This window comes from Actinokineospora sp. NPDC051303, from assembly GCF_055586285.1.
The window spans coordinates 149,967-163,062 of sequence record NZ_JBVJIN010000003.1; the positions used below are offsets into that span (position 1 = coordinate 149,967).

10 protein-coding genes are annotated in these 13,096 nt (G+C 70.9%); 2 read left to right on the forward strand and 8 right to left on the reverse strand.

Going from position 1 to position 13,096, the window contains the following annotated elements; all coding sequences use genetic code 11:
• Positions 1–8: 8 nt before the first annotated feature.
• The 6 genes from ACZ6SD_RS03905 to ACZ6SD_RS03930 all read right to left on the reverse strand — a co-directional run bounded on the left by ACZ6SD_RS03905 (position 9) and on the right by ACZ6SD_RS03930 (position 7,253).
• A complete protein-coding gene (locus tag ACZ6SD_RS03905) occupies positions 9–1,718 on the reverse strand; it encodes a VWA domain-containing protein (RefSeq protein ID WP_465315379.1) in 1,710 nt (569 codons plus the stop codon).
• Positions 1,719–2,019: 301 nt separating this feature from the next.
• Complete coding sequence (locus ACZ6SD_RS03910; RefSeq protein ID WP_465315380.1) at positions 2,020–2,856, reverse strand: carbohydrate ABC transporter permease; 837 nt, start codon at positions 2,854–2,856, stop codon at positions 2,020–2,022.
• 15 nt (positions 2,857–2,871) lie between these two features.
• Entirely contained in the window at positions 2,872–3,810 is a 939-nt protein-coding gene (locus ACZ6SD_RS03915; protein WP_465315381.1) for a carbohydrate ABC transporter permease, read from the reverse strand.
• A 7-nt stretch (positions 3,811–3,817) separates the two neighbouring features.
• Complete coding sequence (locus tag ACZ6SD_RS03920; RefSeq protein ID WP_465315382.1) at positions 3,818–4,684, reverse strand: metallophosphoesterase; 867 nt, start codon at positions 4,682–4,684, stop codon at positions 3,818–3,820.
• A complete protein-coding gene (locus tag ACZ6SD_RS03925; RefSeq protein ID WP_465315383.1) occupies positions 4,681–6,063 on the reverse strand; it encodes an ABC transporter substrate-binding protein in 1,383 nt (460 codons plus the stop codon). Before ACZ6SD_RS03925 ends, ACZ6SD_RS03920 begins: the two co-directional genes overlap by 4 nt.
• Positions 6,064–6,116: 53 nt before the next feature.
• Positions 6,117–7,253, reverse strand: coding sequence for an ABC transporter ATP-binding protein (locus ACZ6SD_RS03930; RefSeq protein ID WP_465315384.1), 1,137 nt, complete (start codon positions 7,251–7,253; stop codon positions 6,117–6,119).
• 263 nt (positions 7,254–7,516) lie between these two features.
• Between ACZ6SD_RS03930 and ACZ6SD_RS03935 the strand changes: the two genes are divergently transcribed.
• Positions 7,517–8,896: an MFS transporter gene (locus tag ACZ6SD_RS03935; RefSeq protein ID WP_465315385.1), complete on the forward strand. Its 1,380-nt coding sequence runs from the start codon at positions 7,517–7,519 to the stop codon at positions 8,894–8,896.
• Positions 8,897–9,224: 328 nt separating this feature from the next.
• Complete coding sequence (locus ACZ6SD_RS03940) at positions 9,225–9,779, forward strand: hypothetical protein (protein ID WP_465315386.1); 555 nt, start codon at positions 9,225–9,227, stop codon at positions 9,777–9,779.
• A 215-nt stretch (positions 9,780–9,994) separates the two neighbouring features.
• Here the strand turns inward: ACZ6SD_RS03940 and ACZ6SD_RS03945 are convergent, their stop codons facing one another.
• Together ACZ6SD_RS03945 and ACZ6SD_RS03950 are read right to left on the reverse strand one after the other, a co-directional pair.
• Entirely contained in the window at positions 9,995–10,885 is an 891-nt protein-coding gene (locus tag ACZ6SD_RS03945) for an SCO6745 family protein (RefSeq protein WP_465315387.1), read from the reverse strand.
• Between the two features lie 445 nt (positions 10,886–11,330).
• Positions 11,331–12,503 carry a MalY/PatB family protein gene (locus ACZ6SD_RS03950; protein ID WP_465315388.1) on the reverse strand — a complete coding sequence of 391 codons (1,173 nt, stop codon included), beginning with the start codon at positions 12,501–12,503 and terminating at the stop codon, positions 11,331–11,333.
• Between the last annotated feature and the right edge of the window lie 593 nt (positions 12,504–13,096).

Sequence of the window (13,096 nt, forward strand, 5' to 3'; positions counted from 1 at the left end):
CTCCGCGGCTACTTCGGCGGCGGGGGAACCAGGCAGCTCACCGGAGCGGACTGGTTGCCCGACGCGTCCACCGCGTAGACCAGGGCGTCGCCGTTGAGGGTGATCTTCCAGTCGATGTCGCCGGTCCCCGGCTTCTGCGTGGGCTGCGCCCCGGGCGCCTGCACCAGCTTGATCTTCGTCCCGCTCGGGAACCCGCCGAACACCGCCGGGCTGGCCGAGTCGGACACGAAGACCTGCGGGTTCGGGTCGACCGCGTCCGTCGCCGAGAGCACGAAGAAGCCGTCCTCGTTGTCCGCGGGCGGGACGTTGCCGCCGCCGGGGTTGTTGGTCGGCTCGCACGTCACGGCCGGGGGAGTGGTGTCCACCCAGTCCTTGAGCACGTCGTCGCACACCGGGGTGCCCGCGGCGTTGGTGAAGCAGCCCCGGATCGAGTCGGTGCCCAGGCCGATTAGGCCCTGGGTGGCCGGGTAGGTGAAGTCCACCGAGCCGGTCGCCGCGGTGGCGCCCGCGCCCGCCGCGCCCGCGTTCGGGCCCGCCAGGATGTCGAAGGACACGCCGACGCCGCCGACCGGGTCGCCGAAGTCGTCGGTCACCGTCGCGGTGACGGTGTGCGTCTGCCCGGGGGTGCCCAGCTCGTTGACCTCGTGCTCGGGCTCGACGTCGATGAACGCCGCGCAGCCGCGCACGTTCACCGTGGGGTTCGGGAAGGGCACGGTGTGGCCCTCGGCGTCGCTGTAGGCCACGGTCGGGTTCACCGCTAGCACACCGCCGCCCGCCGCGGGAATGTGCGTGGCGAGGAAGGTCAGCGTGACGGTCTCGGTGCTCAACTCGTCAATGGTCCAGGTGAGCTGGTTGCCCGCCTGGTTGACGCTGCCCTTGGAGACCGCGGCGCCGCTGACGGTGAACTCGGGCCCCACCGTGTCGACCACCGTGACGTTCGTGGCCGCGGGCACGACGATCGCCGCGCCGATGGACTGGAACACCTGCTGGAGCTGGCCCGCGTCCGGGGCGTGGAAGTAGTGCACGCCCTCGTCCGGGTCGGTCGTCCAGTCCATGATCTCGGCTTCGTCCACGTTGTCGCCCAGCCCGATGCCGAAGATCTCGGTGCCCGCCCCGCGCGCCGCGGCGGCCGCGGCGCTCGCGTCCGGCGGCACGGTCGTCTCACCGTCCGTGAAGATGATCATCTTCTTGGCGTTGGTCGGCACCGAGCCCGCCAGTTGCGCCTGCGCGGTGGTGATCGCCTCGTGGTGGTTCGTGTCGCCCGAGGCGCTCAGGGCGTCGATCGCGGCCTTGAGCGCGGCGGCGTCCCCGGTGAGCCCGACGTTCGGCGTCGCGTCGGACGCGAAGCTGACCAGCCCGACCCGGCTGCCGTTGGCGATGACGCCGTCCAGCGTGCCGTCGGTGGCCTTGTCGATGATGTCCACGAAGGTCTTCGCGGCGTCTTTCATGGCGCCGATCGCGTTCGCCATGCTGCCGGACCGGTCCAGCACCAGTTCGATATCCACCGGGTTGCCCGCGATCCCGGTCTGCGCGTCGAGCGTCACGGTCACCGGGACCGAGCCCCCGCACGCGATATCGGTTGCCCCGAGCGACTTTCCGCCCGCTACCGTGCCGTCTGCCGCGGCCCCAGCCGATCCGGCCAGCGGCCCGGCCAGCGCGGCGACCGCCACCAGCGCGCTTGCCCCGGCTAACGCGCCCCGTCTTCGAGTTGTCCGCACGTCAATCGCACCTCCCTGTGTCGACCGACGCGCGCGGGTCCCACGCTGGGACCGCGTTGTGGTGAAGCCAGAGCCAGGCGGACAACTCATTCCCCGAGCCGCACGGCGCTTTCTCCCGTGCCATGATTCGCCCGATGGGAGCAGGCTTCCGCATCGGCAGGACGACGTTAGCCCGCTGCCGAGGCGGACCAGCGGGCTTCTGGCCGAACGGCCGCTTTTCCCGCCCGAAGGGGCGAATCCGGGACAAGACGCTAACGGCCGCCTGCCCAAGGCGCGGGGCAGGCGGCCGTTAGCGGTCCCGCTACTTCAGACCCGAACGCACGAACCCGTTCACGATGTGCCGTTGCAGCACGAGGTAGAGCAGGAACACCGGGAGGCAGGCCAGCCCGGCCAGGGCCATCAGCGGCCCCCAGTCGTTGCCCTCGGTCCCCATGAAGCTGCGCAGGCCGAGCTGGAGCACGTCGTTGCTGCGCTGGAGCACCATCGCGGGCCAGAAGTACTCGTTCCAGCCGTTGACGAACAGCAGGATCGCCAGCGCGGCCAGGGCGGGCCGCAGGTTCGGCACCACCACCGTCCACAGTGTCGTCCACGACGACCGGCCGTCCATCCGCGCCGCCTCCAGCAGCTCCTTCGGGAAGCTCTCCATGTGCTGGCGCAGCATGAGCACCGCCAACCCCGAGCACAGGGTCGGGATGATCACGCCAGCCAGCGTGTTGAGCAGGCCCATCTGGAACAGCAGCACGTAGTTGGGCAGCATCGTCACCTGGAACGGCACCAGCCAGGTGCCCACGAACGCCAGGTACAGCAGCCGCTGGAAGCGGAACCGCCACGCGGCGAACGCGTACGCGGCCAGCAGTCCCGTCAGCAGCTGCCCGAGCGCGGTCAGCAGCGCCACCAGCGTCGTGTTGGCCAGCAGGCCGACGACGTCGACCTTGGCCGCGGCGTCGGTGAAGCTCTGCGTGGACAGCGGCCAGGGCAGCGGCGACAACTCGTAGACGTCCTCCGGCCGCCGCAGCGAGGTCGCGTACAACCAGTAGATCGGGAACACGCACAGCAGGCCCAGCACGGCGAGCACGGCGTGCCCCCGGATGGTCCGCCAGCGCGCCGCCCCGCCGACGGTCTCGGTCCTGTCATCCACTTTGCCGTCAGCCTTTCAGTTGTCGTGGAAGCTCAGGCGCTCGGCGAGCCAGACCAGTCCGGCCGCGATGATGCCGAACCCGGCGAAGAGCATCATTCCGGCGGCGGCGCCCAACCCCGCGTCGTAGCTGTGGAAGCTGTAGTCCCACAGCAGGTAGTAGACGTTCGTGGTCGAGTCCGCAGGCCCGCCCTGGGTGAGGGTGTCGATCAGCGGGAACGTCCACTGGGCGGAGAGCAGCACCGTCATCAGGGTCAGGAACACCAACGTCGGCGAGAGCAGCGGCAGCGTGATCCAGCGCGTGATCTGCCAGCGCGACGCCCCGTCGAGCGAGGCGGCGTCGCCGTAGTCGCCGCTGATCCCGGCCAGGCCCGCGGACACCACCAGCACGGCGAAGCCGAGGATGTGCCAGCCGGTGATCACGATGATCGAGAGCTGCGCCGATCCGGTCTCGTAGAGCCAGTTCAGGTCGATGCCCAGCAGCCGGTTCACCGCGCCGCCGCCGGGGTCGAGCAGCCACCGCCACACCGCGGCGCTGGCCACCGGGGCGACCAGCATCGGGGCGAACACCATGGCCTGGTAGACCGCCTTGCCCCGGCCGCGGACCTGCCTGCTCAGCAGGCCGACGACCACCGGGATCAGCACCGAGAACGGCAGCAGCCCGAGGATGACGACCAGGGTCCGCAGCGTCGCCTGCCCGAGGTCGGGCAGGTCGAGGAGCCGCTCGTAGTTGGCGAACCCGACCGGCACCATCGGCGTGGTGGGCAGCAGGTTCCACGAGTGGAACGACAGCTCGGCGGTCTGCGTCAGCGGCCGGTAGGTCCAGATCACCAGCAGCGCCAGACCGGGCGCGAGGTACAGGTACGGCGGCGCGCCCCGCAGGACGCGCCGCAGCGGCGACGGCCGTTCCGCCGTCACCGGCGGGGCCTTCGGCGGCCCCGTGATCTCCATCAGCATGGCCGCCTCACCCCGCGCTCGGCGTCAGGTCGCTGATGTAGCGCACCATCGCCGCCTCGTCTTCGTCGTACACCGCTGGCGACTCGGCCAGGTCGACCGCGGTCGCCACGAACGTCCCGCCGATCAGGTCGACCCGGGTGATGCCGCTGCCCACCACGCCGCGCAGGCGCTCGCGCGGGGACAGCGAATCGACCCGGTAGGCGATCGCGGGCGAGACCCACACCGGGATGCCCGCCAGCGCGCCGCATCCGGTGTGGTGGGCGTGCCCGGTCAGGATCATCCGGACGTCGGTCCCGGCCAGCACCTCGGCCAGCCGCTCGGGTTCCCGCAGCCGCAACAGGTGCACGGTCGAGACCGGGGACGGCAGCGGCGGGTGGTGCAGCACCAGGATCGTGCCCAGCGGGGCGGGCGCGGCCAGTTCCGCGCCCAGCCATGCCAGTTGCCCGTCGTCGAGCTTCCCGTCGTGCCGACCGGGGGTCGTGCTGTCGAGCACGACCACCCGCAGCCCGCCGATCCAGTGCACCGCGTCGCACGGCGCCGTCTTGTCGCCGTCACCGTCGCCGGACTCGCCCACGAGGACCGCGCGGAACGCCGCGCGGTTGTCGTGGTTGCCCATGGCGTAGATCACCGGGCAGCCAAGGCTTTCCGCCGCTTTGTCCAAAGTGGACTTGAGCCTGCGGTACGCCGCGTCCTCGCCGTCGTTGGCGAGGTCGCCGGTGAGCAGCAGCCCGTGCACCGCCGCCCCCGACCCCGCGATCGCGTCGAGCGCGATCGCGAGGTTGGCGAGCGTGTCTACCTGGCCGTGCATCAGCTCGCCCTCGGGCTGGATGTGGGTGTCGCTGATCTGGATAAGCGTCAGGTCAGGTGCGGTCACTTGCCGCCGCCCGGCACCAGCGGCGCCGCCTGGTCCTTGGCCGCGGACAGCGTGGCCTGGGCGTCGGCGCCCTGGTACACGGCGTTCTCCACCGCGGTCATCATGCCGTCGCGGATCTGCAGGTAGTTGGTGCCGGGGAAGGAGATCCAGGGCTCCATCTTGGCCAGCTGCTCCAGGTTCGGCTTGATCAGCGGGTTCTTGTCGGCCCAGTCCTTGAGGCCAGCGGGGTCCTCGGCGAGGCCGGTGCGCAGCGGCAGGTAGCCGATCTTGGAGGAGATCGTCACGTACGCCTCTTCGCTGGTGAGGAACTTGATCAGCTCCCAGGCCGCGCGCTGCTTGGCCGGGTCGTTGGAGAACACGAACAGCGACGCGCCGGAGTTGGTCGGCACGACCGGCTTGGCGCCGAAGCTCGGCATCGTGGTCGCCCGCAGGTCCCACTTGTCCTTGGCGCCCTTGACGAAGGTCGCCTGCACCGCGCTGGTCTCCAGGATCATGCCGACGTCGCCGCGGGCGAACGCCTCGTAGCCCTGCTTCTGGCCCAGCTTCGGGCTCTCACCGGCCTTGACCATGTCCTGGGCCAGCTTCACGACCTCGACCGTGGGCTGGTCGGCGAAGGTCAGCGACTTGCGGTCCTCAGACAGCACGCGGCCGCCGTTGGAGCGCACCAGGGCCTGGAAGCACCAGTCCTTGGCTTCCTTGGTGAGGCAGTCGAGGTAGGCGCCGTCCTTGCCGGTCGCCTCCTTGATCTTCTTGGCCGCCGCGCGCACCTCGTCCCAGGTCTTGGGCGGGTTCGCCGGGTCGAGACCGGCCTGCTGGAACAGGGTGGCGTTGTAGTAGAAGACCGGCGTGGAGAACACGAACGGCACGCCGTAGGTCTTGCCGCCCCAGTCGCCCAGCGTGCGGGCGGTCGGCGCGTAGGAGTGCTTGGCGCCCTGGAAGTTCGCCTGCACCGTCTCCTTGCCGACGAGGTCGTCGAGCGGCTTCGCGCCGAGCTGGTGGATGGTGAAGTCCAGGTCGCTGAAGCCGAGCTGGGCCACGTCCGGCGGGTTGCCGGTGGCGAGCTGGCTCTGCAGGCTGGGAATCGTGTCGGTGGCCGGGTTCGCGCTGTTGCCCTGCGGCTTCTGCGGGGTCACCTTGATGTTCGGGTGCGCGGCCTGGAACTTGTCGATGAGCTGCTTGAACGTCTCGGTCCACGCGCCTGCCTGGCCGAAGTTGTAGCTCTCGAAGACGATGGACACCTGCTGGTCCGGGGCCAGCTCAGGGGCCCGGGCGACGGCGCTGGTCTGCTGGACGTCGGTGCTGCCGAGGCCGCCGCACGCGGAGGCGGTCAGCGCCAACGCCACGACCGCGAGGCCGAGGCGGGAACGGGAACGGTTCATGACGGGGTTGCTCCTAGCTGGTTGTGCTCTTTGCGAAAAATCGGGGGTGCGAATCAGGGGGCGGAGTAGTCGAGTTCGACGGCGGCGCGCTTGGCGATGGGGGACTCGTCGCGCCAGACGAGCCGCTTTCCGCTTTCGCGGTGGAACAAGTGCACGTGCTGCGGCGCGGCGGAAAGCGTGACCGCGTCGCCCGCGGCCAGGTCGAGCGGCCGAGGCCCGCGCAGGCACACCCGCGCCTCGCCGACCGCGACGTGCGCGAGTTCTTCGCTGCCCAGGTTCTCCACGAGCCGGACCACGCCGCGCAGCCCCGGGTACGCGCCGTCGACCCGCAGGTGCTCGGGCCGGATGCCCAGCACCACATCCTGGGTGTCCTGGGCGGACAGGTCGCCGGTGATGTCCAGCGCCACATCGACGTCCTCGGCGACGGCGTGCAGCCTGCCCTCGCGGCTGACCACCCGCGCGTCGAGCAGGTTCATCGCCGGGGAGCCGAGGAAGCCTGCGACGAACGCCGACGCCGGCCGGTCGTAGACCTCGGTCGGCGAGCCGACCTGTTCGAGCTTGCCGCCGTTGAGCAGGGCGATGCGGGTGGCCATGGTCATGGCCTCGACCTGGTCGTGGGTGACGTAGACGAACGTCGAGCCCAGTCTGCGGTGCAGTTCGGTCAGCTCGGCCCGGGTCGCGGTCCGCAGCTTGGCGTCCAAATTGGACAGTGGTTCGTCCATCAGGAACGCCCCCGGGTCGCGCACCAGGGCGCGGCCGAGCGCGACCCGCTGCCGCTGGCCGCCGGAAAGCTCGCGGGGCCGCCGGTCCAGCAGCGCGGACAGGTCGAGGGTCCGGGCGACCTGCTCGACCTTCTCGCGGATCTCGGTCTTGGGCCTGCGCCGGGCGCGCAGCGGGAACCCGATGTTGCGCGCGACGGACAGGTGCGGGTACAGCGCGTAGCTCTGGAACACCATCGCCAGGTCGCGGTCGCGCGGGGGTGTGTGGGTGATGTCCTTGTCGCCCAGGGTGATCCGGCCCTCGGTGAGCGGTGTGAGGCCCGCGATGGCACGCAGCAGCGTCGACTTCCCACAGCCGCTCGGGCCCAGGAGCACGAGGAACTCGCCGTGCTCGATGTCGAGGGTGACCTGGTCGACCGCGGTCACCTTGTCGAAGCGCTTGCTGGCTGCCTCGATGTGGATACGGCTCACCGAATGTGCCTCCAAGATCAGGGTGTGGTGTCGGTGTTTGTCATCTGCGCGCGAATCCCACCACCGCGCTGTGTCCGCGAGGTGAACGCCTCGGGAACGGAAAACTGGTGAATTCCCAGGTCAAGGCCGGTGTGCAGGCACGATCGGGGCGAGCGTGACCGCGATCGGAAGATCGAATGGCCGGGGATCGGAATCTCCTATCGGCCGAGTGGGATCTCCACTTGACAGGTTTTCACCAGATACCCACTCTTACGGTGAGACATATGCGCCCACGGCTCGTGCTCACGTTGGTCTGCGTGTCGACTTTCCTGGTCTACCTCGACACCAGCATCACCCCGGTGGCGATCCCGGCCATCAACACCGACCTCGGCGCGGGTCCCACCGCGGCGCAGTGGCTGCTGGACGCCTACACCCTCGGCTTCGCCTGCCTGCTGCTGACCGCGGGCTCGCTCGGCGACCGCGTCGGCCGCAAGACGGTCTTGGTTGTCGGCACCGCCGGGTTCACCCTCGCCTCGGTCGCCTGCGCGCTCGCCCCGACCCCGGAGTTCCTCATCGGAGCCCGTGCCGCCCAAGGGGTTTTCGCCGCGGCCGTCGTCCCGCTCTCGCTCGCGGTCACCGCGGGCCTGTTCGCCGACGCCCGCGCACGTGCCCGCGCGATCGGCATCTGGGGCGGCACTTCCGGCGTCGCGCTGGCCTTGGGACCGCTGCTCGGCGGCCTGCTGGTGGAGGCGGCGGGGTGGCGCAGCATGTTCTGGATCAACCTGCCGATCGGCGTGCTCGCGCTCGCCGGTCTGCTGTGGACGATGCCTGCCTCGGCCCCGACCGGCGGCAGGCGCCCCGACCTGTTCGGCCAGACCCTGTTCGTGCTCGGCGGCGCGGCGCTGACCTTCGTCCTCATCGAGGGCAACCACCACGGCTGGGCGTCCCCGCTGATCCTCAGCCTGCTCGGCGTCGGCCTGCTCGCCCTGATCGCCTTCATCGCCTGGGAAACCCGCGTCGCCGAGCCGATGCTGCCGCTGAAGCTGCTGCGCGTGCCCGCCGTGGCGATCGCCTGCGTGGTCAACTTCCTGGGCCTGTTCGGGCTGTACGGGGTGCTGTTCCTGGTGACCGTGCACCTGCAAGGCACGCTCGGACTGTCCCCCATGGCCACCGGCTTGCGCTTCCTGGCCCTGTTCGGCGCACTGGGCGTCGCCGCGATCTGCGCCTCCTGGGTGGCGGCCCGCTTCGGCACCCGCCCGACGATGGTCACGGGCCTGCTGTGCATCGCCGTCGGCCTGGCGGGCTTGACGATCCTGCAAACCGACGCGGGCTACTTCGGCTACGGCTGGGCTCTGCTGCTGCTCGGCATCGGCGTCCCCCTCTCCAGCGGCGTCGTCGCCATCCAGGCGATGATGGGCGCCGTCCCCCCGGAACTGTCGGGAACGGCGTCGGGCACCATGAACACCTTCCGCCAGTTCGGCGCGGTCTTCGGCGTCGCCCTGGCGGGCATCCTGTCCCCGTTCCAGGACGGGAAGGTCACCTCGCTGCACGTCACCTTCCTGGTCGCCGCCACCGCCGCGGCCGCCGCGGCCATCCTGACCGCCTTCGTCCTGCGCGACCGGAAATCCGCTGAGGTCGCGGTTTCGGTCCCGTCCCGGCTGTGATCGCTTCGCTTACCGGGGAACCTTGGACGTAACTATGTTGCTCTAACCGGGCCATACTTGGTCGAGGAGCCACATTCGGTCGAGCCCCGCCGCTACAACTGGTCGTGTCCTAGCGGACAAGGTCCGCGGCAGCGATGAAGGGCACGTCCATGGCCGCTCGCACCACGTCCGGTGTGCTCCTGCCGCTGGTGGCCGTCGTCGTCCTGGCAACGTACTTCGGTCTGGCTTCGGTCTGGACACGGTCACGGAAACTCGGCGAAACAGGCCGCCAACCGCGCCGCTGCCTGTGGATGGTTCGTGGCCCGAAGATGTCGCTGAGGATCAGGCAATGCTTGAGATGAACCGTCACACCTGGGCAGACACGGCCTACGACCTCGCTTGGACGCTGGCCGTCATCCGCCGTGGCGAGCGAGAAGTCGTCACCGCCTACGGCGCGTCGGATGGCGCGCTGCTCGGCGCCCTGACTTTTGACGAGGCCAACGCCGTGCGTGCGGATCACTTGGATGAGTACAGCCTGGTGCAACTCAAACACCACGAAGGCTGCTTGCTGGCTATCGAGCCGAATGGCTGGATCGGCAACACGCCGGAAGTCGCCCGCGAGTTGTCCAGTCCGGTTGGAACGTTCTTTTCCGTGTATTGGAGTGCGAACGGGCATCAGATTGTTCAAGCCAAGGACGGAAATCTCACAGCGCGGTTCGATCCGACGTTCATTGGCCTGCCCGCCGGGGCAAGCGATATGTTGCCCGGTTGGGTCGGTGACGATGATTTCCCGCTTGAGCACCTGAAATCGGCCAGCCTGGCGGCAACCGAGCGCGTGACCGGCGTCGTCTTCGACCCGGCCTGGTTCGCTGAGTCGCTGCCGACGTACCGGGTTCCGGCCTGAGTTTGGAGGAATTCGCCCGGCCCTCGAACCACAGTAGGTCCAGGTGAACGCGCAGCGTCGGGGCTGCGGTGGGATCGCGTATGCCGACGAGTACATCGGCGACAGCGACTTCGGGGCGACGGGACGGACATCCCGATCTGGTGCCGATGGAGCACGGCGTCGTGGCCTGTCGATTCCGCTATCCGCCGGACCCTCGCCGTCAGACTGGTCCGCGCCTATGCGACCACACCGTTTTGGGCCGGTGATCCGGGCGGCCAGCCGAAGCCGACCGGATTGGGGACCGGGACGGCGCCCGCGGCCATCACCAGGTCCGACAGCGGGCGGATGAGCGCGATCAGTTCCGCGCACTCGCGCTCACCGAGGGCCAGGTAAGGGAAGCGGGCCAGGCGGTCGGTCTCCTGTTCCAGTCGGTCCCGCGCTCGGGCGCCCGCGGCGGTGATCGTGCCCGCGGCGGTGAGCCAGCCGCGTGCAACCAGATTGTCGCGGGCGGTGTTCCATTGGGTGTCGGTCCACTTGTGGTAGCGCTTGGCGCTCGACTCCGGGGTTCTGCCGGTGGCCGCCGACAGGACATGCGCCGCGCAGGGGTCGATTTCGGCGGCGGTGAGGGCCGCGATGTGGCCGTCGCCGCGGTATTCGCGAAGGGTGGTGAGGGCTTGCCAGAGGGCGAGGTGGGGTTCGGCTGGGGACGGCAGGGCGGCGTTGGCGGCGCCGAGCGGGCGGCCCGCGCCGTCCACTGTGGCCGCGGCGGCGACGGCGAGGTCGGCGGCGCGCGCGGTGTCCGGGCAGGCGCAGCGGGAGCCGAGGAGGCGGCGGAGGGCGCCGTCCACCGCGGTGAGGCGGGCGTCGAGGAACTGCTCGGGAGTCGCGTGCCGCCACAGGGCGGGGACGGACCGGGCGACCATGGCCGGGGCCAGGTTGTAGAACACGGCGGTGGCCGTGGCCGCCGAGACGCTGCCCATGGGCGCGGCCCGGCAGCCGAAGTAGGTCATCCAGCCGAGCGGCAGGTCGAACCGCGCGGTGGCGGCGGCGGTCTCCGGGGCGTAGTAGAGGACCGCGTGCAGCGGTTCGGCGGTGTGCCAGGCCAACCGGGCCAAGGTCGTGGTCATCGCGGTGTACCTGTGGTCAGGCAGCGGCGCGCGGCGGGCTGGGCGCGGCGAGGCAGGGAGGTGGTCGTGGTGCGGCGCAGGTGATCGCGGCCGGGGCGGACAGGTGTGTGGCGGTTCGCGGTGGGCTGGGCCGTCATCGTGCGGTGCGGGCGCCGGTGTCGGTGATCGGCGGCCGGGTGGACGAGCGTGCCGGTGCGCGGCGGCGCAGGCTCCCGCATCCTCAGTGGATCTCGTGCCGCGGTCGCCCGCGCCGCGCCATGGCCACCAGTTCCGCCCTGCCCACGGCGGGGCGGGGCCGATACGCCCTGCCGGTCGCGGGGTGGTCGACTGCCTCCGCACTCTGGTCCTCCCACGAGACCGGCGTTCGGGCCGCGGTGACTCGGGCGTGGGATGGACAGGTGTGCTGCGGTGGCCGTGGGCTGGGCGGGGCGAATCGGGGAGGTGGTCATAGTGGGGTGCCGGTGATCGGGGGTGGCGTGGACAGGTGCGCCGCGGCGGCCATGGACTGGACAATGCGGGCCAGGACGGGGCGGGAGGTGGCGAAGGTCAGGCGCGCGTGGCCGGGGGCGCCGAAGTCCTTGCCGTCGGCGAGGGCGACGCGGGCTTCGCGGAGGAAGAAGTCGGCGGGGTCGGCGGGGAGGTCGAGGGCGCGGAAGTCCAGCCAGGCCAGGTAGGTGCCTTCGGCGGGGCGGGACCCGACCTCCGGGAGCAGGTCGGCGAGCAGGGTGGCGAGCAGGTCGCGGTTCGCGGCCAGGTGGGCGCGGGCGTCGGCCAGCCACAGCCCGCCGTGGCGGAACGCGGCCGTGCCCGCGATGACGCCAAGGGTGCTCGCGCCCCAGGTGCGCAGCTTGGGCAGGGCCGACCATGACAACCGGTCGTCGGGGTTGGACACGACGACCTGCGCGCACTTGAGGCCCGGCAGGTTCCACCCCTTCGACGCGGAGGTGACCGTGACCGTGTGCGCGGCGGCGGCGGGCGACACGCTCGCGTACGGCACGTGCCGGTGCCCGGCGTAGGTCAACGGCGCGTGCACCTCGTCGGCAACCACCCGACCGCCGTGGTGGTCGACGACCGCGCACAGCGCCGCCAACTCGCCCGCCGTCGCGACTGTCCCCAGTGGATTGTGCGGGTTGCACAGCAGCAGGGTCCGCGCGCCAGCCGCGAACGCGTCGGAGACCGCGTCGAGGTCGAGGGTCGGCCGCCCGAAGGCGGTCATGGGGACCTCGATCACCGGCCGCCCGCACTGCGCGATCACGTCGAACAGCGGCGGGTACGCCGGGGTCGGCAGGATCACCGGACTGCCAGCGGGGGAGTGCAGCGCCACCCCGAGTTCGACACCGCGCAACACGTCCGGCACCACATGCACGTCCCCGGGGTCGACCGCCCACCCGTGCGCCCGCCCCAACCACCCGGCGCAAGCCACCGCGAGGTCGGCGAGCGCCTGGTCGGCGGCGTAACCGAACAACTCCCGCTCAGTGGCCTCCCGCACCGCGTGGACGATCTCCGCCGCGACCGGATAGTCCATCTCCGCGACCCACGCGGGCAGCACGTCCTCCCCGTGCCTGGTCCACTTGACCCCACCCCGCCGCCGCAACACCTCAGGAGCCAGCGGCCTCATGCCCGAACCCCCACAAGACCCGAGCACCGGTCTCGTCCCCCACCGGCACAGAGGGCGGCCCCATCCGGGCAGGCGTGGCACGACACCGGGGACGAGGTAGGCGCGTGGTGGCCGATTGGGTAGTCGCGGCCGCGTGGTCTCACGATCGGCTCTCCCTGTGGGCAGTGAAGGTGGTGTGCTTGGCATCGGGGCGAACGGCGGTCTCGCGCGGGCGGGCGTGGCGCGCCGTCCGGGTCGAGCTGGGTGCGGGATGACCGGTCGGGCGGTCGTGCGCGCGCGGTTTCATGTGCGGTTCTCCGTGCCTGCCGCCACGGTGGTGCGCTTGGGGCCGAATGGTGGCTTCGCGCGTGTCGATGCGCTGCCTGGGATAGAAGGGCGGAATGTCCGACCGGGTGGTGCCGTCCGGAGCGGGGTGGGTGTGGGGCGCCCCGCTCGACGGCTGCGGACATGCGGTTTCCTGGGCGCTTTTCCAAGCGGGCGGCTGAAAGTGGTGTGCGCGGTGCCGGGGCGAACGGCGGGCTGGCGGGTGGTGGGCCGCCCGAAGTCCAGCGGGCACTGGGCGCGCGGCGCCCGCCCGGGGAACTTCGCGGCTG